Genomic DNA, 23452 nt, shown 5'->3' on the forward strand with positions numbered 1-23452 from the left:
CTCAACTGGAGAAAACTATGTCGAAAGATAATGCTACGGAAAACCTGCGCGCTGAGCTGAAATCTCTTGCGGATACGCTTGAAGAAGTACTTAGCTCTTCTGGCGATAAGTCGAAGGAAGAGATGAGTAAAATTCGCAGCAAAGCCGAACATGCGCTGCGCGAGAGCCGCCATCGTCTGAGTGAAACAAGCGATGTGATTGCCAAACAGACCCGTGAGGCCGCGGCTAAAGCCGATAACTACGTGCGCGAAAACCCATGGACAGGCGTCGGCATTGGCGCTGCAGTCGGTGTGGTGCTTGGTGTACTGCTGTCGCGCCGTTAACAATGGCTGATTCTCAACACGCACAAGGTCCAGGCAAAGGCGTACTGGGTATTGGACAGCGGATCCTGACGATTCTCGTTGAGATCGTAGAGACGCGGCTGCGGCTGGCCGTCGTCGAGCTGGAAGAGGAAAAAGCCAACCTCATCCAGATCCTGCTGATGCTTGGGCTGACTATGCTGTTCGCGGCGTTTGGCCTGATGAGCCTGATGGTACTTATCATCTGGGCCATTGACCCTCAATACCGACTGAACGCCATGATTGCCACCACCGTAGTGCTGTTGCTGTTAGCGCTGATTGGCGGGATATGGACGCTGCGTAAAGCGCGTAAAACAACGCTGCTACGCCATACGCGCAATGAACTCGCGAACGACAGGCGGGCTCTGGAGGATGACGCATAATGAGCAGTAAAGTCGAACGTCAACAACGTAAGGCGCAACTGCTTGGACAGATCCAGCAGCAACGGCTGGATCTGTCTGCTACTCGCCGCGACTGGCTGGAAGCCACCGAGGTCTACGATCGTGGCTGGAAGACGCTGTTGAACCTGCGCGGCTGGGTGTTAGTCGGGAGCAGTATTATGGCGGTTCGCACCATCCGTAACCCAAATCTGCTGGTCCGCTGGGCCAAACGCGGCTTTAGCGTCTGGAGCATCTGGCGTCTGGTGAAATCGACCATCAGACAGCAGCAACTGCGCGGCTAATCCCTTCCCTACCCCCAACCTCAAAATTTTTGAAAAATACTGACAGTTTTCCTTGCTAACAATTCTCATTAGCCACGTTTATTATTCTCTTCATCGACAGCAACGACGCGCTCAGCAGCGTCGTTGCACAAAAAAACACAATAAGCCGCCTGAGTGGTTTCCTGGAGAGTATGATGAAGAAATTAGAAGATGTTGGTGTACTGGTAGCGCGCATTCTGATGCCAATCCTGTTTATTACCGCAGGTTGGGGAAAAATCACCGGATATGCAGGTACCCAACAGTACATGGAAGCCATGGGCGTCCCTGGATTTATGCTGCCGCTGGTGATTCTGCTTGAGTTTGGCGGCGGTCTGGCAATTCTGTTCGGTTTCCTGACCCGTACTACCGCGCTGTTCACCGCAGGCTTCACGCTGCTGACGGCGTTCCTCTTCCACAGTAACTTTGCGGAAGGTGTGAACTCTCTGATGTTTATGAAAAACCTGACCATCGCAGGCGGCTTCCTGCTGCTGGCTATCACCGGTCCGGGCGCATTCAGTATTGACCGCGTACTGAATAAAAAGTGGTAAGCAAACTATACTGAACACATCAAAAAGCGAGGAGATATCTCCTCGCTTTTGCTATCTGAGGAGACGATAAAATGGGACAACTGATTGACGGCGTCTGGCATGACACCTGGTACGATACCAAATCAACCGGTGGGAAATTTCAACGTTCTGCATCGGCTTTCCGTAACTGGCTCACCGCAGATGGCACGCCTGGCCAGACCGGTGAAGGTGGCTTTGCTGCCGAAAAAGACCGTTATCATCTGTACGTTTCTCTGGCCTGTCCGTGGGCGCATCGCACACTGATTTTGCGTAAACTTAAAGGGCTGGAACCGTTTATTTCCGTTTCCGTTGTGCATCCGCTAATGCTGGAAAACGGCTGGACCTTTGACGACAACTTCCCAGCGGCAACCGGCGATACCCTGTATCAGCACGAATTTCTTTATCAGCTCTATTTACACGCCGATCCGCACTACAGCGGCCGGGTGACCGTTCCGGTACTGTGGGACAAAAAAAACCACACTATTGTCAGCAACGAATCTGCAGAAATCATCCGCATGTTTAACACTGCGTTTGATGCGCTGGGTGCGAAAGCCGGGGATTACTATCCACCTGCCCTGCAAAGCAAAATCGACGAGCTGAACGGCTGGATTTATGACAACGTCAATAACGGCGTGTATAAAGCGGGATTTGCCACCAGCCAGGAAGCCTACGACGATGCCGTGGAAAAAGTCTTTCAATCTCTGGCACGACTGGAGCAGATCCTGGGTCAGCATCGCTTCCTGACCGGTGACCAGCTAACTGAGGCCGATATTCGCCTGTGGACCACGCTGGTGCGCTTTGATCCGGTTTATGTCACCCACTTCAAGTGCGACAAACACCGCATCAGTGACTACCTGAATCTGTACGGTTTTCTGCGCGATATCTACCAGATGCCGGGCATTGCGGAGACCGTCAACTTTGACCATATCCGTCATCACTACTTCCGTAGCCACAAAACAATCAACCCGACCGGTATTATTTCAATCGGCCCGTGGCAGGATCTCAGCGAACCTCATGGGCGTGACGAGCGTTTCGCCTGATTTACACTGGCCTCCGTTTGGGTAATGCTGTTCAGTTAACGCCTCAGTTTCGAAAGGCATCAACATGTGCTGGCGGAGGTAATGAATATGCTATTTCAGGGAAAGGGTTCCGTTCACCTCATGTTCATCGTTTCTCTGAAGCACCGATTCCTGTGAACGTGTAAAGGGCGTTCTCCGCCACGCCCTTTACAATCCCGGCTCCCGGCAGGAAAATTGTTGCTATGCAATACCCTCCGCTTATTCCTCCAGGCTACCGGGTCGGGCGCGAGGAAACGTCCCTGTAAAACGCGCCCTGAACCCGCATCCATGCGGGTTCTCCCGGCCTTACGGAAACACGTCGGCAATTTTCAGCCGGACCAGCCCACACCTGACCATCTGCGTTTTTTTTGAATATATCTGAACAGCAAATCAGATTTAACTGGAAGTCAGAGCATTACAGCGATGACCCCGGTCCGGCTGAAAATCGATGAGGCGTTGACGGCTGACCGGGGCTGCCCGCAGGGATGCGGGCAGAGGGGACGGCCTGCATGGACGCAGGCTCGGCCCCGACCCGACAGGCAGACGGAATAAGACGAATACATCGCGCAGCGACGATTTTCCCGCCGGGAGCCTGGGTTGCAAGGGAGGCGGCGGTGAGCCTCCCTTGCCCGTTCACGGGTATAAAGATATCAGAGAAGCAACGCACATGAGGTGAACGGAACCCTGAGCAAGAATCACATGTTCACCATACATGCTTAACTGATCGGCATTGCCCGTTTGGAGGCCAAATAATTAACAACACAAATATTTACCAGCATTCCATTCGCAGCTATTCTTAATTTGATTGCTTTAAAAACAAGTAATTGAACGCAGAACGAGGCAAAAATGGATTGGTATTTAAACGTATTAAAGAATTACTTTGGTTTTGGTGGCCGCGCGCGTCGTAAAGAATACTGGATGTTTGTGCTGGTCAACATCATCTTCACGTTCGTGCTGGGCATTCTGGACAGAATGTTTGGCTGGGAGCGCGCCGGAGGAGAAGGCATATTAACGACGATTTACGGGGTTCTGGTCTTTATCCCGTGGTGGGCGGTACAGTTCCGGCGTTTACATGACACCGACCGTTCAGCCTGGTGGCTGCTGGTGCTGCTGATCCCGATCGTCGGCTGGTTGATCATCATTATTTTCAACTGTCAAAACGGCACTCCGGGGAGCAATCGCTTCGGCGCTGACCCCAAACAGTTGTCCTGAATTTAAATACGCCCCTTCCGTTGGAGGGGCGTATTTCTTATTTACCCGCAAACAGCTTGGGAATTTCTCGCAGACACCAGGATTTCGCCTCGCCCATGCTGTCACGACGCCAGGCCATAATAATATCTATCTCGCTTGTCGATTCCGGACTAACGACCCGCAGTCGACCAGCTGCAATATCCTCTTCCACCAGCGGGTACGGCATTGTCGCTACGCCCAATCCGGCCAACAGCGCCTGACGTTTATCTTCTATCGTACTCACCGTCAGACGCGGCTGTTTATCCAGCAGTTGAACGGTCAGCACCGGACGTTCACGTGCGGTATCCGCCACAGCGATCCCACGGTATTTCACGCGGGTGACTTCCGATAACGGTTCCGGCTCCTGGTGGATAGGATGATCCGGTGCCGCCACATACACGTTCATCAGCGAGTACAGCTTGCGCGAGTTGATTTCGGAAGATGAGCGAAAATGCATATCCGGCGCAATCACGATATCCGCCCGCCCCTGCTCAAGACGCTCCCACGCCCCGGCCAGAACTTCGGTAATAACGGAAAGCTGGGTATTGGCCTTCCCGGCCAGTCTGTCGATCAGCGGGAAAAACGCCGCCGTTGGCACCAGTGCTTCGGTAACGATAGTCAAATGCGTTTCCCATCCGCGAGCCAGCGCTTCGGCATCGGTAGTCAGCTTATCCGCAGCCTCCAGCAGTACGCGCCCACGCTCCAGCAGCATACGCCCGACGTTAGTGAATTTTGTGCGGTGGCCTGAACGGTCAAACAGCACTACGTCCAGCTCTTCCTCCAGCTTCTGCATGGTATAGCTAAGTGCGGAAGGCACGCGCCCCAGTTCGTCTGCGGCGGCGGCAAAGCTGCCGCGCCTGTCTATTGCGTCCATGACGCGTAACGCCTCAAGCGTTAAAGCCCTTTCTTTAGCCATCTCGTTCTCATTCAGGAAATTTGAACATACCGGGCAGAATATCTGGCTAACAATGCAGCGTCTAGCCATTTAACATAAAAGGAAGTAAAGAGAGGTCAAGAACTATGATTACTACCCGTACAGCCAAACAATGCGGGCAAGCAGACTACGGCTGGCTGCAGGCCCGTTATACCTTCTCCTTTGGACACTATTTTGATCCTAAACTGCTGGGTTATGCCTCGCTGCGTGTTCTGAACCAGGAAGTTCTGGCACCGGGGGCCTCTTTCCAGCCACGGACCTATCCGAAGGTGGATATCGTCAATCTGATCCTCGAAGGGGAAGCGGAGTACCGAGACAGCGAAGGCAACCATATCAAGGCCAAAGCAGGCGAAGTTTTACTGCTCGCGACACAGCCCGGGATTAGCTATAGCGAACACAATATCAGCAAAGACAAACCGTTAACGCGGATGCAGCTCTGGCTGGACGCCTGCCCGCAGCGTGAAAACGCCTGCGTACAGAAAGCCACGCTGGGTACCAGTAAGCATCAGCTGCTGGCCTCGCCGGACGGTGAACAAGGCAGCCTGCATCTGCGCCAACAGGTATGGGTGCACCACGTTGAACTGCAGCAAGGTGAATCGCTGAGTTTTCAGTTACATGGGCCACGCGCTTATTTACAGTCGATTCACGGCAGATTCCATGCGGTGACGTCTGGCGCCGAAAAAGAAGCGCTCACCTGTGGCGATGGGGCATTTATTCGTGACGAAACTAACATAACGTTAGTCGCCGATACCCCGCTGCGCGCTTTGCTGATAGATTTGCCCGTATAGTCAGGGAAAACAATGGAGTACGACTATTGAGCAAGAAATCATCAAAAAAACGCCAGCCGCAGGTTGAGCTGAAAAAACGGGAAACGGTTCCCTTCGGCTATGAAGAAATGCTGACAGAGCTGGAAGCGATTGTGGCCGATGCCGAGCTACGGCTGGAAGACGAAGAAGCCGCCTGAAAAGGCGGCTTAGACTTATGCCGGGTGGCGGCAACGCCTTACCCGACCTGGAGATTAATGCGCCTTACTGGCCATGATCTCAATGATCTGCTTGTCGGTTTCCTGCATCGAACGACACGCCAGCGCACACAGGTTAGCGATAGATTGTTCCACGTTATGCGCCACAATCCCTTCGTTTCCGGTTACGGCAGTATCATCCAGTGCCATCAGTACCGCTTTCCACGCCGCAGATGCGCTGGTTGAGACTTTCATCGCGCAGCTGTTTGAAGCGCCATCGCAAATCATTCCGCTCACGTCGCCAATCATGCTGCTGATCGCCATCGCGATGGTGTTGTAGCGGCCATCCACGATCCATGCCATCCCCGCTGCAGCGCCCATCGCCGCCGTGGTTGCTGCGCACAGCGCAGACAAACGAGGAAGCTGATGATGGATGTAGATAGCGCTCAGGTGAGACAACATTAGCGCACGTGCCAGTTTCTCCTCATCCGCGCCAAAGTGCTCGGCCACCACCATGACCGGAACAGTCGCGGTAATCCCCTGATTGCCGGATCCGGAGTTGCTCATGGCCGGCAGCGTCGCCCCGCCCATTCGCGCATCCGATGCCGCACTGGTGCGGATCAGAATAGAGGTGGAGAGATCGTTCGCCAGCAGACCACGCGCGCACTGCTTCTCAAGTGTGGTTCCGATGTGCAAGCCCCAGTTACCACGCAGCCCTTCCTGAGACAACGCACCGTTCAGCTTTGCCGCATCAAGAATAAAGCGGATCGACTCAAACGGTACCGCGTTCACGAACGCCAGAATCTCTTCCAGCGAGGTGTGAGACAGTACCGCCAGCGGCGACTCCAGCTCCTCTTCCTGAGCATTCTGTTCTGTGGTGAACACTACACCCTTATTGGTCTCGATGTGGACTATGTTGGTATGACCGCCCACAATCGTCACGCACGCCCATCCTTCAGCGCTGTAAACCTTCGCGCGGGAAAAGAGGATATCCTCGCAAGGCTCCTGCAGCATCACCGCGACCTTGCCAGCGCTCAACATCGCTTTCGCATCAGCGATCGCTTGGGGCGACGCATCTTTCAGTACCTCTAAACCAGCACGGGCATTTCCCCCCAGCGCACCCAGCGCCGCCGCGACAGGTAACCCGACCATTCCAGTACCCGGCACGGTAACGCCCATGCCGTTTTTCATCAGGTTCGGTGAGACCCACGCATCAATACGTTCAACCGCGCCGTCCAGCTCAGAGGATGCGACCGCTGCCGCCAGCGCCAGAGAGATAGGTTCCGTACAACCCAGCGCAGGCTTAACCTCTTCCTGTACCGCGCGGATAAAACTATCCCATAATGGATTCAATGTAGTCTCAAACATAACAACAACCTTTGCTCAGATAACTCAGGAAAATGCCAGGAACGGAGAAACGCACAGCAGCAGGCCCGTGATAATAATCAGATACAGGGAAGCGCCTTTGTATTTGTGCAGTGAAGGAACTTTGTAGACCAGCCAGGCCGGGATCAGACAACCCACCATGCCGAAGATAGGACTACAAATAGAGGTGAAGCTCAGTACCGGCGCATTGAGCACAATTGCACTCCAGGCCAGCAGGATGGCAAAAATCATAATGCCGCGCTGAACCAGGGTTTCGTTGATTTTCTCGGCTGGCATTTTGCGGCGCAGCACGTTCATTACGATCCCCTGAGTCGCTTCACGGAAACCTAAGTAGACGCCGAAGAAAGCGGTCATAACGGCAAAGATGTTCAGAACAACGCTGACGATTTTCACCCAACCAGCACCCGCACCGCTGATAAACTGCGCGGCAATCGCCAGAGCGGAAATATTCTGCTCATAAGCTTTAACCGCTTCGTCATGGCCCATCGCCAACGTGAAGGAAACGGCGTAGAAAAAGACGGTCACGAACAGAATACCGAACGCGATATTCATCGCTCGCAGGGCTTTATGGCGCGCCACTTCAATGGATTTGTTGCGAGAACGATACGAGATAACCATCGGGCTTAATGTCTGAATAAACAGAATTGAGGTCAGCGTAAATGGCAACGTTATGATCGCGTTTTTGATCAGCAGCGCCATCGGCGGCAGTAAACCTACGTTATACAAATGCCACATCCCAACCATCGATACGCCAAGCGCTGCCACTACCAGCAGCTTGGTCAGCACCATGCCGGTGGAGATTTTAAACAGCAGTTTTTCCCCGCGTGACGAGATGGCCACCAGGATGCAAATCAGCACCAGGCCATAGAACGGGCTGTCGGACAGTAAACCTTCAGTAACGCCAAAAGTATGCAGGTAAGAGGCGCTATCGTTGGTGATGGCGGTGGAGTAGACGAACATCCAGATTACCAGCATCACAAAGTACAACGCACCTAACAGGATGCCCCAGTTTTTACCCAGGTAACCGCTGATCACGCTTGGGTAATCTTTACATTCCGGGGACTCAGCCAGCGTATTGATAAACAGACGCTGGAACAGATACATGGCTGGGTAGCCAATGATAGAAGAGAGTAAGAACACCCACAGCCCCATTAACCCGACCTGGACAGGAAGAAAAACAATCCCCGCACCAATCGCCATACCGATACTCATAATGACCCAGCCGGTGTCCATGCTGTCGAATTTAATGGCTTCACGCCATTCACTTTCGGTCATCCCCGCCCGACGCGCCGGAGCAGATGCGTCGAGTATTACGCTGTTATTCGTTGCCGTTTCCATAAAAATCTCGCTCAAAATGTAGGGTAAGGTTTTATTATTTTTCCGTTCCGCATCAATGCGATACGCGGTACGAGTCGTGCAGGCGAGTTCGTTAGAATAGAGAAATCATACGCCGAGGGTCAGAGAAAAACTTCACATAAATACCCCCTCATTTCATAATGTTTAATAAAGTTTTTCTATTTTATATTTACAAAATGGGATTAATTTCTCTTTTTGAAGCGGATCACAACAAAAAAAAGGGCGCACTCAAGTGCGCCCAAAGGAGAAATAAACACAAATTTAGTTAAGTGCAAATCACTTTGATAGCCAGACCACCACGTGACGTTTCACGGTATTTGTCGTTCATATCTTTGCCCGTTTCATACATAGTCTCGATCACTTTATCGAGCGAAACGCGTGGCTCAGATGTTCGACGTAGCGCCATACGCGCGGCGTTGACGGCTTTTACCGCGTTGATCGCATTGCGCTCAATACACGGTATTTGTACCTGTCCGGCGACCGGATCGCAGGTCAGTCCCAGGTTATGCTCCATGGCGATTTCCGCCGCAATACACACCTGAGACGGGCTACCGCCGAGCAACTCGGTCAGCCCGGCTGCTGCCATTGAACAAGCGACGCCAATTTCCCCCTGGCAACCCACTTCGGCACCAGAAATAGAGGCGTTCATCTTATACAGCGCGCCTATCGCCCCCGCGGCCAGTAAGTAGCGAGCAATGGAGTTTGCATTCACCGGGCGGCGGAACTTGTCGTAATAGGCCAGGACAGCAGGGATAATCCCACATGCTCCATTGGTCGGTGCCGTCACAACCCGGCATCCGGCGGCGTTTTCTTCGCTCACGGCCAGCGCGAACATGTTGATCCAGTCGATAACGTTCATTGGGTCGCTGGACAGGTTATCGCTGGAAACCAGCAACCGACGTAATGCCACGGCGCGGCGCGGGACGTTCAGTGGACCCGGCAGAACGCCTTCGGTGTTCATGCCGCGCTCAATTCCAGCGTGCATAACGTCCCAAATGGCAGCAAAGCCAGCATCGATTTCTTCTTTGCTGCGCATCGCCAGTTCGTTTTGCATCATCAGGCCGGAAACAGACAGCCCGTTGCGCTCGCACAGTTTCAGCAGTTCGCTGGCGGAATGAAAATTGTAGGGCACGTGTGCTTCAACATCATGCGCCTGACCAAATTGCTCCTCTTCAACGATAAAACCACCGCCGATGGAGTAATAGGTTTTGCTTAATAGCGTCTCGCTGCCGTTCCACGCTGTGATACGCATACCATTTTCATGGCGCGGCAGCGTTTCGGTATGAAAGAGAATATTTTCGTCTGGGGAAAAATCGACAACATGCGTGCCCTCTGCAACCGGTAAACGTCCGGTACGGGCCACTTCCTGAGTAAAACCAGCGATAGAATCTATATTAACATTTTGTGGACTGTTACCGGCCAGTCCCATCATGATGGCGACATCTGTCGCATGACCTTTTCCGGTCAGGGAAAGCGATCCATAAAGATCGACCACAATATGCGTAGCTTTGGGGAGTTCCCCGCTGCTGACCAACAGATCGATAAAGCTTTTACCTGCGTTCATTGGCCCCACGGTATGGGAGCTGGAAGGTCCAATGCCAATCTTGAAAATATCGAATGCGCTAATCATATCCACACCCTCGGATTGCCGTTCAGTGAAGACCAGGTTTCACACTCATTAAGGATCGGGGCGATTCTGAGATCGCCCCGCAAGGGATTACAGCGTGTCGCCACGTACGGCGATGGCTTCAATCTCCAGCTTCACATCCTTGGGTAAGCGGGCGACCTGCACGCAGCTGCGCGTAGGGTAGATTGCCTTATGCTCATCAAAGAACTGCTGGTACACCTGATTGATGGTGGCGAAGTCGTTCAGGTCGGAAACGAAAACGGTGGTCTTGACGATATCGCTCACTTTCAAACCTGCAGACTCGACAATCGCTTTCACGTTTTCCAGGCTTTGACGCGCCTGATCGGATACGTTTTCAGCCACTTCACCGGTCTGTGGACACACCGGGATTTGACCTGACGTCAACACCATGCTGCCCAGATCCACACCCTGTACGTAAGGCCCAATCGCCCCTGGTGCACATTCGGTTGCAATAACTTTTCTCATAGTCCCTCCGGCGTCAGAGCGCCTGGGTGAAAGTACGTGAAATAACATCCTGCTGCTGTTCACGGGTCAGCGCGTTGAAGCGCACCGCATAGCCAGACACGCGGATCGTCAGGTTCGGATAGTTTTCCGGGTGCTCAATGGCATCCATCAACATTTCACGGTTCATAACGTTAACGTTCAGATGCTGCCCACCTTCCACATGCGCTTCATGGTGGAAGTAACCGTCCAGCAGACCGACCAGGTTGGTTTTACGCACTCCATCCTCTTTGCCCAGCGCTGCCGGTACAATGGAGAAGGTGTACGAGATACCGTCTTTGGCATAGGTGAACGGCAGTTTGGCGACCGAGGTTAACGACGCCACCGCACCTTTACGATCGCGGCCGTGCATCGGGTTTGCCCCTGGCGCAAACGGCGTACCTGCGCGACGTCCGTCCGGCGTGTTACCAGTTTTCTGTCCGTACACCACGTTGGAGGTGATGGTCAGAATGGACTGCGTCGGCACCGCGTTACGGTAGGTTGGCAACACTTTAATTTTCTTCATAAAGCGTTCGACCAGGTCGCAGGCAATACTGTCTACGCGCTCGTCGTTGTTGCCGTATTGCGGATAGTCGCCTTCGATTTCGAAATCAATTGCCAGGCCGTTTTCATCGCGAATCGGTTTCACGCGAGCATATTTGATAGCCGACAGAGAATCCGCCGCCACGGACAGACCCGCCATACCACAGGCCATCGTGCGATAGACATCACGATCGTGCAGCGCCATCAGCGAAGCTTCGTAGCTGTACTTGTCGTGCATGTAGTGGATGATGTTCAGTGCGCTGATGTACTGCACGGCCAGCCAGTCCATAAAGTGGTCCAGGCTCTCCATCACCGTGTCGTAGTCCAGCACGTCATCCATCAGCGGTGCCGTTTTCGGCCCGACCTGGATTTTCAGCTTCTCATCCACACCGCCGTTGATTGCGTACAGCAACGTTTTGGCGAGGTTGGCACGCGCCCCGAAGAACTGCATTTGTTTGCCGATAACCATCGGGCTGACGCAGCAGGCAATGGCATAGTCATCGCTGTCAAAGTCGGCACGCATCAAATCGTCGTTTTCGTACTGTAAAGACGAGGTAATGATCGACACCTGGGCGGCGTATTTTTTGAAGGCGATTGGTAGCTGTTCAGACCACAGCACCGTCAGGTTCGGCTCTGGTGCCGGGCCCATGGTGTGCAGCGTATGCAGATAGCGGAACGAGTTCTTCGTCACCAGCGTGCGGCCATCAAGCCCCATACCACCGATAACTTCGGTCGCCCAGATAGGGTCGCCTGAGAACAGGGTGTCGAATTCCGGCGTACGCAGGAAGCGCACCATACGGATCTTCATAATGAAGTGGTCGATCAGCTCCTGCGCCTGCTGCTCGTTTAAAATCCCCGCTTTGAAATCGCGCTCAATGTAGATGTCGAGGAACGATGCGGTACGGCCCAGCGACATCGCGCCGCCGTTCTGCGATTTCACCGCAGCCAGGTAAGCAAAGTACACCCACTGCACCGCTTCCTGCGCATTACGTGCCGGGCGGGAGATATCGCAGCCATACTTCGCCGCCATTTCCTGCATTTGCAGCAGAGCGCGACGGTGCTCAGACAGCTCTTCACGCAGACGAATCGTGGCTTCAAGATTCTGGCCCCACTCCAGGTTCGACTGGAGATCGGCAAACTGCAGTTCACGCTCGCGCACCAGGTAGCGGATACCGTACAGCGCCACGCGGCGATAATCACCGATAATACGGCCACGGCCATAGCCATCCGGCAGACCTGTCAGTACGCCGGATTTACGGCAGCGCAGCATATCCGGAGAGTAGGCGTCGAATACGCCCTGGTTATGGGTTTTACGCAGTTCAGTAAACTGGTATTCAAAATCAGCATCCATCTCACGACCATAAGCATCAAAAGAGCTTTTGATCATGTTGATGCCACCAAACGGATGCAGAGCGCGCTTGAGCGGCTTATCCGTTTGCAGACCAACGATTTTTTCCAGTTCTTGTTCAATATAACCCGCATCATGCGCGGTTATCGTGGTAGCAATATTAGTATCGAAATCAACCGGCGCGTGCGTCGAGTTTTCAATACGGATGCCCGCCATAACTTTTTCCCACAATGCAGTGGTCGCAGGCGTTGCTTCGGCGAGGAAAGATTCATCCCCTTCATAAGGCGTATAGTTGTGCTGAATAAAATCACGGACATTAATTTCTTCTTTCCAGTCCGTACCTTTAAAGCCATTCCAGGCTTCGGCATACAGCATATCGCTGGTATCGATATTTACCTTCATGAAAAATAATCTCTCTGCTGAAAATTAATTATGCAAATGCTACTGGAGTATTAATTTTGCCTAACGCAATGGCATCACGTGCAATCATTTTCTCTTCATTTGTGGGAATAACCGCACAAATAACACGAGCATCTTTATTTGAGATAATTCTTTCACCATGGGAATTTGGCAGACTATTCATTTCGTTGTCGATATTCACGCCTAAAACGGCAAGGTGCTCAATAACCAGACGACGAATTAATACTGAGTTCTCACCTATTCCACCAGTGAAAATAATCCCATCAAGACGATGCAACGATGCGGCATGCCCGGCGATATGACGCGCGATACGATGCACAAACGTTTTAATCGCCAGCTGCGCACGCTCATGTCCCTCGTGCCAGGCTTTTTCTAACGTACGTAAGTCAGAGGACAAACCGGAAATACCCAGTAAACCGGACTCTTTATTCACTACGCGCTCAAGGTCACTCAGCGTCTGGTTGGTTTCGCTGGCAATCCACGCCATCGCGCCGAAATCAACGTCGCCACTGCGTGTCCCCATCATCAACCCTTCCAGCGGCGTCATGCCCATTGAGGTATCAACGCTCTGGCCGTTACGCACCGCACAGATTGACGCGCCGTTCCCCAGGTGAGCCACAACCAGACCCGAGTCATCACTCTGCAGGTCGAGAAGGTCATGCGCTTGCTGAGAAACATAGCGATGCGACGTACCATGGAAGCCGTAACGACGAACGCCCAACTCTTCGAAATATTTCCACGGTAAACCGTACAAATAGGCTTCAGGGGCCATCGTCTGGTGGAAGCTGGTATCAAATACCGCAACCTGCTGCCGGCCAGGGAAAAGGTGCTGAGCAGATTCGATCCCACTCAGGTTCGCATAATTATGTAACGGTGCTAGCGGCGATACCCGGCGGATATTATCGATAACTTCGTCAGTAATAATTGCTGATTCGGTAAAGATATTTCCGCCGTGGGCAATGCGGTGGCCAATTAAGGCCACGCTGTCCATTAAATTACGTTTCTCTAGTTCAACGGCAATTGCTTTCAATGCGTCTTCGTAGCTGTGGTGAGCCAGCTTAGCTGGCTCTCCTCCATTAATTGCTATGAACGCATTTTCAGAGTTAATACCGTCCGCGATTCCCGCCATTAAAACTTCACAGTTAGCTGCATCCAGCACTGAGAATTTAATGGAAGACGAACCACAGTTAATAACCAGTACTACCGGAAACTCATTCATTTCACTACTCCGCTCATCCTGAGCTTAAGGATTAAAACAGTTTGTAGACAATGTTCAGGATGGTCAGCAGACCAATCACGGTAACAAACACGTTATCCAGACGGCCACGGTATTTCGCCAGTGATGGCGCTTTACGGATGGCATACATCGGCAGCAGGCAGAGCAGAGAGGCAATAATCGGCGCGCCCATTGCTTCAATAAGGTCCAGGATGTTCGGGTTGGCGTAAGCCACAACCCAGGTGGAGCCCATGATGAAGATCATGCTGATGGTGTTCAGTTTGCCGGCGGAAACTTTGGTCTTATCGCCTTTGTAACCAAACTTCAGCACCAGACCGTTCAGACCTTCCAGCGTACCCAGGTAGTGGCCGAAGAACGATTTGAAGATAGCAACCAGGGCGATAATAGAAGCACCGTATTCCAGAACGGTCGCGAAGGTGGACTTCGTCCCGGACAGTGAAGCGAAGTGGTTCGCCAGATAAGACAGTACTGGAATGTTCTGCGCTTTCGCATCCGCCATGTTTGCCGGAGACAGCGTGAACAGGCAGCTAAAGGCGAAGAACATTACCACCGCAACCATCAGCATACTGGCGCGGGAGATGATTTTAGAACATTTCTGCTCGGTAAATTCGCGACCGAAATCTTTCTCATACTCTTCGCGTTTAGAGACCACGAAGGAAGAAACGATTGGCGAAAAGTTGAAAGAGAACACCATGATGGAAATACCCAGCCATACGGTAACCAGGATGCCGTCATGGCCAGTCAGAGCGATATTGCTGATATCAACCTGATCGATAACCGCTGAGTTCCAGTAAGGAATCAGTGACAGAGAGATAAGCACCAGGCTGGCAATGAACGGCCATACCAGGTAGCTCATCACTTTAACCATCAGATCTTTACCAAACCAGATGACGAATGCCATCAGCAGCAACAGGAACAGCGCCACGAAGCCACGGTTCAATGCTGGCATCTGCAGCTGGTTTTCCCAGAAGGTCATAAAGGTGTTGGTAATGGTGACGCCATAAATCCACAGCAGCGGACAAATCGCAAAGAAGTAGAGGAACGTGATAACCACGCCGCCCGTTTTACCAAAGTGCTCTTCAACCGTTTCTGTGATGTTACCGGAAGGATTAGAACCGGAAAGACACAGGCGTGCCAGCGCACGGTGGCAATAGAACGCGATGGGGTATGCTAACACCAGCATGATCAGAATGGGGATCAGTCCGCCAAAACCTGCGCGGATAGGGAAGAACAGCACCCCAGCGCCGATGGCTGTACCAAATAAACCCAGTGTCCAGGTGGTGTCCGATTTGCGCCAGGACGACTGTTTTGTCTGGCTGGATACAATGCTATCAGTAGTACTCATATCCTATCCTCAACGAAGTATATTAAGCGTCAACTAAACCAGTAATTTGAGATACACGAGAAAGGTCGATATTACCGCCAGAAATAATGCTGACTGTTTTTCTGTTCTGGATATAGCTATCTAATTTCCCGCTTAATAATGCTGCGCATGCCAGCGCACCGGCACCTTCAGTTACAACTTTATTTCGCTGAATTAATGCCACCATGCTGTTGCGAATTTCATCTTCGCTGACCAGGACAATGTCATCCACCAACTCACGAACGATTTCATACGTTAAAGTACCCGGGCGGGAGACGTCACAACCATCCGCCAGGGTGCCGGTCGTTCGGTGCGTGGTTATTTCTCCAGCGTGGAAAGAAGCCGCCATGCCGTGAACGTTTTCAGACTGCACACCAATAATTTTAATGGTCGGGTTAATAGATTTAATTGCCACCGCAATACCCGCAATCAGACCACCACCACCAATTGGCACAATCACGTTATCGACATCGTACAGATCTTCCAGAATTTCCAGACCAATAGTGCCCTGACCAGCAATAACTTTCGGGTCATCATATGGTGGAATAAAGATACGGCCTTCCGTTTCCACAATCTCGCTAACCTTAGCGATGGTGTCGTTGAAGTTGTCGCCATGCAGCACAACTTCCGCGGAATAATCGCAGGTTGCCGCTACTTTAGACTTCGGTGCGCCTTTCGGCATCACCACTTTGCCGTCGATACCGAGCATGGCGCAGGAGAGAGAAACCCCTTGCGCATGGTTACCTGCAGAGCAAGCCACCACGCCCTTCATTCTTTCTGCTTCTGTTAAGGAACTGAGCTTGTTAAAAGCGCCACGGATTTTAAATGAACCGGTACGCTGCATGTTTTCAAACTTGAGGAAAATTTCCCCTTTGCAACGTTCACTAAAATAGTTAGAGCGAGGCATTCCAGTTTTATAAATTTTCCCCGCCAGTCTTTTTTTCGCTTCGAGGATATCTTCAATTGCAACTGGGAGATCGTATGTAATGTGCATTAGAACCTCTTACTAGGGTATTAAAGTAAATAGATAGCCGTGACCATTGTCAGATATAGACAGATGGCGTTTATTTTTTGTTAAAACAATTTCAATCTTTAATCAATTTCAATTAATTGCCTTCGTCTCCGACAATTATATGATGAATACTCTTTGGCTAATTCCACCAAAATAGATGCTGCTTTTTTAATTCGATAATTTTTCGACCAAACGGCGGCATAACGCGCGACGGGTAAGGTTTCTTGTACCGGGATAGTAATAAACTGGTTTGAGCCAAACGGTGTGGTCATATCGCAGGGAATTACTGTTAAGAAATCAGCATTGAGAACAAGATTATAAATGGTGACGACGGAGTCAGTATTAACGATGTTTTCACTGCTGATGCCATTATTCTGTAACGTGGTAAGAAGTTCGCTGTAGTACCCCATATTCGTTTGTGGCAACACCCACTGTTCGTTTTTCAACGCGCTCAGCGAGGTGATGCCGGTGCATGTTCGGGACTTGCTGGCAACCAGGATAAAGTCTGACTCAAAGAGCGGCTCCACATGCAGATCGTGCAGTTTCATCTCATCGCTCAGCGTACCGATGGCAAAATCCAGACGCCCGTCACGGATTGCCGGTAAGAACGAGGAGAGCTGAGCTTCATACATAGAAACCTGTGCTTTCGGGAATACCTCTTTGAATTTTTTAATCATGCCGGACATGATGGTGAAGGCAATCAGTGAAGGAAAACCAAACGACACATCAACGACCGCATTGCTCGTCATGCTGTTCATCTCATCAACCATGTTTTTCATTTCACGGGTAATTGATTCAGACCATGAGAGCATCACCTGACCTGCCTGAGTCAATGTCACACCAGTATTTTTACGCACAACTAACTCAATACCAAAATAAGCCTCAACATCGTTGATGATTTTACTGACAGCGGGTTGAGTTAAACCTAATTCTTTTGCAGCTGAGCCGATAGAACCGCTTCTAATGACTTCCTGAAAGACCACTAAGTGCTGTGTTTTAGGGAGTGTAATAGTATTCATATCGACCTGCGTTAATTACTTTGTTGACGGCAGGAAGTGTACCAAATTAAGCAAACAAGGATATGTGCTACCCCTCACAAATCCCCTTGACTTACATTTTGTAAGACTATTATAAAAAATGAAACCACTTATAAATCATATGGATACGAAATACATATCTCACTTTACCCTGACTTTAATCAAAAAAAGATGGGGGGATAACGATTTTTTATGGCTATAACATCGCCATTTTATCTGTTATTTCTAAAAACCAGGAAAGGCTATATTTCAATCAATTACAGCGCAATTATCGGGCAGAATGACACTTAAATTTAATGAGTAATTTATCAAATATAATTATATTTCACCGTTTGTGGTGATTAAATAACGCCATGCATCACATTTTTTCGCCATATTTGTTTGTAAAGAAACATTGCGTTTATTAAAATTCAATCTAGACAATACAAATAATCATCATATGCAACATTACATTAACACTAATTTTGTACACTTTATTAGCGCGTAATTTTGTGATGGCGATCGATTGCGTTCGATTATTCTCGATAAAAACGTATCGCTCAGCGTTTTGTGCTAGCCATCACAAAAACGAAAATACCCTACAACGCATTCCCTCAAATAAAAGACATTCAGCGCATAAATAAAGGTCAAATAAAGAGTAGATGAAGAGAAAATAAACGCCAGAGTCGTGTTAAACCAAGCGTAACGCGACAGATATAACGTCTGCCGGATGGCGGTGTAAACACCTTATCCGGCCTACAAAACCCGTTCCAGCCATCCCTGTAGGCCTGATAAGCGCAGCGCCATCAGGCATAACAACCTGCCCAGAAAGCAAAAAACCCATCAAAGCGGGGTTTCATAAAGAGTGAAGCTGACCGATAAGCCGCGTTCTTTTGAGTATAGCGTCGTGGACAGTCATTCATCTGGCCTACCCGGAAAGCAAAAACCCCGCCGAAGCGGGGTTTTATAAAGAGTGAAGCTGACCGATAAGCCGGGTTCTGTCGTGGACAGTCATTCATCTAGGCCAGCAATCGCTCACTGGCTCAAGCAGCCTACCCGGGTTCAGTACGGGCCGTACCTTGTGAACCCCTATTTGGCCTTGCTCCGGGTGGAGTTTACCGTGCCACGGACTGTTACCAGCCGCGCGGTGCGCTCTTACCGCACCCTTTCACCCTTACCTGATCCCACTTACGTGGGCCATCGGCGGTTTGCTCTCTGTTGCACTGGTCGTGGGTTTCCCCCCCAGGCGTTACCTGGCACCCTGCCCTATGGAGCCCGGACTTTCCTCCCCTCCGCCCGTCTCCCCCGAAGAGGACGACGACGAAGCGGCGACTGTCTGGTCAGCTTCGGCGCGCAGTATAGAGGGTTTGCGGGGTAATGTCACCCCGCACTGCGCATTCCTATCGCTAACGTGGCGGCGATGTTTCTTGAGGCGCGATAAATATTGTCAAATGCCCCACGGAAGGCCTCTTCCAGCGTACTGATGCTGGTCAATACGCTAAACACCGCATCGATACCATATTGATGCACCACCTCCACATCGCGCGTCAGGCTGCCGCCAATACCAATTACCGGTTTGTGGTATTTCTTCGCGACGATCGCCACGCCCACCGGCACTTTGCCGTGAATGCTCTGGCTGTCGATGCGTCCTTCCCCGGTCACCACCAGCGTACAGTCGTGAATATGCTCTTCCAGATTGAGGGCCTGAGTCACAATCTCTATCCCACTGCGCAGCTCCGCGCCTAAAAAAGCCATTAACGCGGCGCCCATACCACCGGCAGCCCCCGCCCCGGGAACATCCTTCACATCTACCCGCAGCGATTTTTTAATGATGTCGGCGTAGTGAGAAAGATTGCGGTCCAGTTCGAGAATGCGTTCTTCCGTCGCCCCTTTCTGTGGGCCGAAGATGCGCGAAGCGCCAGTATCACCTGTGAGCGGATTGGTCACATCGCAGGCCACGCGAATGGAGCAGGTTTTTAATCGCGGATCCAAACCGGAAATGTCGATGCTGTTGAGGCTCATCAGACTGCCGCCCCCGTAGCCAATCTCAGTCCCGTTAGCGTCGCAAAGTTTCGCGCCCAGAGCCTGCACCATACCCGCGCCGCCGTCGTTGGTTGCACTACCGCCAATGCCGATAATAATGCTCTGCGCCCCGCTATCCAGCGCCTGCAAAATCAATTCCCCGGTACCACGTGACGTGGTGACTAACGGGTTACGCTTATCAGGAGGGACTAACGCCAGACCACTGGCTGCCGCCATTTCGATAAACGCAGTTTTACCATCTCCGGACATGCCCCAGCAGGCATTCACTTTTTCGCCCAGCGGCCCCGTTACCCACGCGGAATATTCACTCCCTTGCGTGGCGGCAATCATGGCTTCGACCGTTCCTTCGCCGCCGTCGGCCACCGGAACTGAAACATATTGCGCATCGGGAAATATTTCCCGAAATCCTTTTTCTATTGCCTGAGCGACCTCAGTGGCAGATAGACTTTCTTTATAAGAGTCTGGGGCAATTACGATTTTCATAGTTATGTAGCCTGACTGTGCCGCGCAAGGCAAGAAATACAGGGCGCACATCCGCGCCCTTCTTGTTAGCGTGTGACTTCCACTTTCGCCAGTTTTTCGTAGTAGCATGCGAGCGCGCTGTGATCGGCGGTGCCCAGCCCATCTGCGCGAAGCGCCTGCATCATCTCCATGACTGCAGCAGTCAGCGGCAACTGCGCGCCGACCCCATGAGAAGTGTCCAGCGCATTCGCCAAATCTTTGATATGCAGGTCAATACGGAAACCTGGCTTAAAGTTGCGGTCCATGACCATCGGCGCTTTCGCGTCCAGCACGGTGCTTCCGGCCAGTCCGCCACGGATCGCCTGATACACCAGATCCGGGTTCACACCCGCCTTGGTCGCCAGCGTCAGCGCTTCAGACATCGCCGCAATGTTCAGCGCTACAATCACCTGGTTCGCCAGCTTAGTGACGTTACCCGCGCCAATGTCGCCGGTATGTACCACTGAGCCAGCCATCGCTTTCAGCAGATCGTAATACTTGTCGAAAATCGCTTTATCGCCGCCGACCATTACCGACAACGTACCATCAATCGCTTTTGGCTCGCCGCCGCTGACCGGCGCATCCAGCATATCCACGCCTTTCGCTTTCAGCGCGTCGCTAATTTCACGGCTGGCCAACGGTGCAATGGAGCTCATGTCGATAAGCACTGTGCCCGGTTTCGCACCTTCAATAATTCCGCCTTCACCCAGCGCCACTTCCTTAACATGCGGCGAGTTCGGCAGCATGGTGATGATCACGTCGCACTGCTCAGCAATATCTTTCGCCGTGGCGGCGGTTTCAGCACCTGCGGCAATGACTTCCGCAATGGATTCCGGGTTACGATCAGCAACCACCAACGAGTAACCTGCCTTGAGGAGGTTTTTACTCATTGGTTTACCCATAATACCGAGGCCAATAAAACCAACTTTCATTGTCATGTCTTTATCTCTCTCTACTGTCGATGGTGGTTATTTCTTAAAAGATTCAGCCAGTTTCTGCGTGGCTGAACGGAACACGCCAAGGTCGCTGCCAACAGCAACAAAGGTCGCGCCCCATTCCAGATAACGACGCGCATCCGCCTCCACCGGCGCCAGAATTCCGCTTGGTTTGCCATGTGCTTTCGCGCGGGCAAAAATGTGCTGGATAGCTTTCTGCACATCAGGATGTGACGCATTGCCGAGATGGCCTAGCGCCGCAGCCAGATCGCTTGGGCCGACGAAGACACCGTCTACACCTTCGGTCGCCGCGATGGCGTCAACGTTATCAACGCCCTGCTGACTTTCGATCTGCACGATGATGGTGATGTTCTTATTCGATTGCGCAAAGTAGTCCGGTACGGTGCCAAACATATTGGCGCGATGGGAGACGGACACGCCGCGAATACCTTCCGGCGGATAGCGGGTCGACGCCACGGCGTTCACCGCCTCTTCTTGTGTCTCAACGAACGGGATCAGGAAGTTGTAAAACCCAATATCCAGCAGGCGCTTGATAATCACCGGCTCGTTGGTCGGCACGCGTACGACCGGCGCGCTGGCGCTGCCTTTCAGCGCCATCAATTGCGGGATAAACGTCGAGATATCGTTTGGCGCGTGTTCGCCGTCCAGTACCAGCCAGTCAAAACCCGCCAGGCCTAAAACTTCGGTACTGATTGGGCTGGCCAATGCAGACCAGCAGCCAATCTGAATCTGTTGCGCCGCGAGGGCCGCTTTAAACTTATTCGGGAAAATCGTGTTATTCATCGCCTATACCTTTGTTTATTTCTGCAATTCCATACGTTTAATGTCACCGACAATAAACAGGTAGCAAACCATTGCCATCAGCGCCGAACACCCTACAAACATCAGCGCAGCATTAAATGAGTGCAGCTCGCTCACCAGATAACCAATCACCAGCGGGGTGACGATAGAGGCTACGTTGCCAAATACGTTAAATACTCCACCGCACAGACCAACGATTTCTTTCGGCGCGGTATCGGAAATCACCGGCCAACCCAGCGCGCCGAAGCCTTTGCCGAAGAACGCCAGCGCCATCAGCGCAACCACCAGAGTGGTGTTATCGGTGTAGTTACACAGAATAATGGTCGACGCGAGCAACATTCCGAGCACAATCGGCAGCTTACGTGCCAGGGTGATGCTGAAGCCACGTTTAATCAGATAATCAGAGAACACACCGCCGAGCACGCCACCGGCAAATCCGCACAGCGCAGGAATCGACGCCACCAGACCGACTTTCAGGATCGACATGCCTTTTTCCTGTACCAGGTAAATCGGGAACCAGGTAAGGAAAAACCAGGTGATAGTGTTGATAAAATACTGTCCGAAGAACACGCCAAGCATCATGCGGTTTGTCAGCAACTGCTTGATATAATGCAGTTTAGGACCACCTGATTTCACATCGCCGGGCTTTTTATGGTCCATATCCACGACCGCGCCGTTTTCAGAGATAAACTTCAGCTCTTCCTGCGACATACGCGGGTGATCGGTTGGGTTATGAATAAACTTTACCCACAGGCCGGTGAGCACAAAACCGATAACGCCCATCACGGTAAAGACGTGCTCCCAGCCCCAGGCAAAGGTCAGCCAGCCCAGCAGCGGCGAAAACAGCGCCAGAGAGAAATATTGTGCGGAGTTAAAAATCGCAGATGCCGTACCGCGCTCTTTCGTCGGGAACCAGGCCGCCACAATACGGGCGTTCGCCGGGAAGGACGGCGCTTCCGAGAAGCCCAGCATAAAGCGCATGATGAACATTGAAATACCCGCCCAGGCCAGCGGGAACATGTCGACAAAACCCTGCAGAAAAGTAAACAGCGACCAGAAGAACAGACTGTAAGTGTAGACTTTCTTCGAACCGAACTTATCCAGCAGCCAGCCGCCAGGGATTTGCATCAACAGGTAAGCCCAACCGAAGGCGGAGAAAATGTAACCCATTGAGATGGCACTGAGCTGCAACTCTTTCGCCACTTCCGTGCCGGCAATAGATAGCGTGGCACGGTCCGCGTAGTTAACGGCGGTAACAATAAATATTATTAGCAATATTAAGTAACGGGTGTGCGTACCTTTCTTTTTCTCGACAACTGTATCCAGTATCATTCTAATTACCTCGGGTACATAAAAGTTTTTATTATTATTTGGCAGATATCCCTGGTGATAAATTACCGATAATAAAAACGTATAATAATTTATCAGACGCTATGAAACCGTGATTTAGTATAATCAGCAGTGCAACGTTAATCATTGTGCAAGCGCTCATTAAACATGCGTTATGAAAATAATGTTTTGGGCATATGCACACATGCATGGGCGCTAATCCACA

The 23452-nt window shown here is 51.6% G+C and carries 22 protein-coding genes and 1 other RNA gene; 8 read left to right on the forward strand and 15 right to left on the reverse strand.

The window, feature by feature from the left end:
- Window positions 1-17: 17 nt before the first annotated feature.
- The 6 genes from E6P06_RS24205 (at window position 18) to E6P06_RS24235 (ending at window position 3874) form a co-directional block, all read left to right on the forward strand.
- A complete protein-coding gene (locus tag E6P06_RS24205; RefSeq protein ID WP_003024832.1) occupies window positions 18-323 on the forward strand; it encodes a YqjD family protein in 306 nt (101 codons plus the stop codon).
- A gap of 2 nt (window positions 324-325) precedes the next feature.
- Window positions 326-721, forward strand: a complete 396-nt coding sequence (locus E6P06_RS24210) for a phage holin family protein (protein WP_003024834.1) — start codon at window positions 326-328, stop codon at window positions 719-721.
- Complete coding sequence (locus tag E6P06_RS24215; RefSeq protein ID WP_003024845.1) at window positions 721-1020, forward strand: YqjK-like family protein; 300 nt, start codon at window positions 721-723, stop codon at window positions 1018-1020. Before E6P06_RS24210 ends, E6P06_RS24215 begins: the two co-directional genes overlap by 1 nt.
- Window positions 1021-1193: 173 nt before the next feature.
- The gene (locus E6P06_RS24220) at window positions 1194-1586 is read left to right on the forward strand and encodes a DoxX family protein (protein WP_003024847.1); all 393 of its coding nucleotides are present in this window, start codon (window positions 1194-1196) and stop codon (window positions 1584-1586) included.
- Between the two features lie 71 nt (window positions 1587-1657).
- Window positions 1658-2644, forward strand: a complete 987-nt coding sequence (yqjG, locus tag E6P06_RS24225) for a glutathionyl-hydroquinone reductase YqjG (protein ID WP_032950281.1) — start codon at window positions 1658-1660, stop codon at window positions 2642-2644.
- Between the two features lie 864 nt (window positions 2645-3508).
- On the forward strand, window positions 3509-3874 hold the full coding sequence (locus E6P06_RS24235; RefSeq protein ID WP_071696779.1) for a DUF805 domain-containing protein: 366 nt from the start codon (window positions 3509-3511) through the stop codon (window positions 3872-3874).
- Between the two features lie 37 nt (window positions 3875-3911).
- On the opposite strand, the gene yhaJ is transcribed toward E6P06_RS24235, so the two are convergent.
- On the reverse strand, window positions 3912-4808 hold the full coding sequence (gene yhaJ / locus E6P06_RS24240; RefSeq protein WP_003024855.1) for a DNA-binding transcriptional regulator YhaJ: 897 nt from the start codon (window positions 4806-4808) through the stop codon (window positions 3912-3914).
- A 104-nt stretch (window positions 4809-4912) separates the two neighbouring features.
- On the opposite strand from yhaJ, the gene E6P06_RS24245 reads away from it, so the two are divergent.
- Both E6P06_RS24245 and E6P06_RS24250 read left to right on the forward strand, forming a co-directional pair.
- A complete protein-coding gene (locus E6P06_RS24245; RefSeq protein WP_048232841.1) occupies window positions 4913-5614 on the forward strand; it encodes a pirin family protein in 702 nt (233 codons plus the stop codon).
- A gap of 26 nt (window positions 5615-5640) precedes the next feature.
- Complete coding sequence (locus E6P06_RS24250) at window positions 5641-5790, forward strand: hypothetical protein (protein ID WP_086504593.1); 150 nt, start codon at window positions 5641-5643, stop codon at window positions 5788-5790.
- A gap of 54 nt (window positions 5791-5844) precedes the next feature.
- Here the strand turns inward: E6P06_RS24250 and E6P06_RS24255 are convergent, their stop codons facing one another.
- From E6P06_RS24255 to garP, 14 genes are all read right to left on the reverse strand, one after another.
- Window positions 5845-7155: a serine dehydratase subunit alpha family protein gene (locus E6P06_RS24255; protein ID WP_003841509.1), complete on the reverse strand. Its 1311-nt coding sequence runs from the start codon at window positions 7153-7155 to the stop codon at window positions 5845-5847.
- Between the two features lie 24 nt (window positions 7156-7179).
- On the reverse strand, window positions 7180-8511 hold the full coding sequence (locus E6P06_RS24260) for an amino acid permease (RefSeq protein ID WP_016151027.1): 1332 nt from the start codon (window positions 8509-8511) through the stop codon (window positions 7180-7182).
- A 283-nt stretch (window positions 8512-8794) separates the two neighbouring features.
- On the reverse strand, window positions 8795-10159 hold the full coding sequence (tdcG, locus tag E6P06_RS24265; protein WP_139935802.1) for an L-serine ammonia-lyase: 1365 nt from the start codon (window positions 10157-10159) through the stop codon (window positions 8795-8797).
- A gap of 87 nt (window positions 10160-10246) precedes the next feature.
- The gene (locus E6P06_RS24270; RefSeq protein ID WP_003024870.1) at window positions 10247-10642 is read right to left on the reverse strand and encodes an enamine/imine deaminase; all 396 of its coding nucleotides are present in this window, start codon (window positions 10640-10642) and stop codon (window positions 10247-10249) included.
- 13 nt (window positions 10643-10655) lie between these two features.
- Window positions 10656-12950, reverse strand: coding sequence for a formate C-acetyltransferase (gene pflB, locus E6P06_RS24275; protein ID WP_003024871.1), 2295 nt, complete (start codon window positions 12948-12950; stop codon window positions 10656-10658).
- 28 nt (window positions 12951-12978) lie between these two features.
- Complete coding sequence (gene tdcD / locus E6P06_RS24280; protein ID WP_003845303.1) at window positions 12979-14187, reverse strand: propionate kinase; 1209 nt, start codon at window positions 14185-14187, stop codon at window positions 12979-12981.
- Window positions 14188-14218: 31 nt separating this feature from the next.
- The gene (gene tdcC / locus E6P06_RS24285; RefSeq protein ID WP_003024875.1) at window positions 14219-15550 is read right to left on the reverse strand and encodes a threonine/serine transporter TdcC; all 1332 of its coding nucleotides are present in this window, start codon (window positions 15548-15550) and stop codon (window positions 14219-14221) included.
- A 22-nt stretch (window positions 15551-15572) separates the two neighbouring features.
- A complete protein-coding gene (gene tdcB / locus E6P06_RS24290) occupies window positions 15573-16562 on the reverse strand; it encodes a bifunctional threonine ammonia-lyase/L-serine ammonia-lyase TdcB (protein WP_003024877.1) in 990 nt (329 codons plus the stop codon).
- A gap of 98 nt (window positions 16563-16660) precedes the next feature.
- The gene (gene tdcA, locus E6P06_RS24295) at window positions 16661-17599 is read right to left on the reverse strand and encodes a transcriptional regulator TdcA (RefSeq protein ID WP_003024882.1); all 939 of its coding nucleotides are present in this window, start codon (window positions 17597-17599) and stop codon (window positions 16661-16663) included.
- A 968-nt stretch (window positions 17600-18567) separates the two neighbouring features.
- An RNA gene (rnpB, locus tag E6P06_RS24300) (RNase P RNA component class A) lies at window positions 18568-18944 on the reverse strand.
- Window positions 18945-18976: 32 nt separating this feature from the next.
- The gene (gene garK, locus E6P06_RS24305) at window positions 18977-20122 is read right to left on the reverse strand and encodes a glycerate 2-kinase (protein ID WP_048232845.1); all 1146 of its coding nucleotides are present in this window, start codon (window positions 20120-20122) and stop codon (window positions 18977-18979) included.
- Between the two features lie 65 nt (window positions 20123-20187).
- Window positions 20188-21078 carry a 2-hydroxy-3-oxopropionate reductase gene (gene garR / locus E6P06_RS24310; RefSeq protein ID WP_003840019.1) on the reverse strand — a complete coding sequence of 297 codons (891 nt, stop codon included), beginning with the start codon at window positions 21076-21078 and terminating at the stop codon, window positions 20188-20190.
- A gap of 30 nt (window positions 21079-21108) precedes the next feature.
- Entirely contained in the window at window positions 21109-21879 is a 771-nt protein-coding gene (gene garL, locus E6P06_RS24315) for a 2-dehydro-3-deoxyglucarate aldolase (RefSeq protein ID WP_048217113.1), read from the reverse strand.
- A 15-nt stretch (window positions 21880-21894) separates the two neighbouring features.
- Complete coding sequence (gene garP, locus E6P06_RS24320) at window positions 21895-23229, reverse strand: galactarate/glucarate/glycerate transporter GarP (RefSeq protein WP_003024898.1); 1335 nt, start codon at window positions 23227-23229, stop codon at window positions 21895-21897.
- Window positions 23230-23452: the final 223 nt, after the last annotated feature.

This window comes from Citrobacter sp. CF971 (assembly GCF_006385635.1).
GTDB classification, from domain to species: Bacteria; Pseudomonadota; Gammaproteobacteria; order Enterobacterales; family Enterobacteriaceae; genus Citrobacter; species Citrobacter freundii.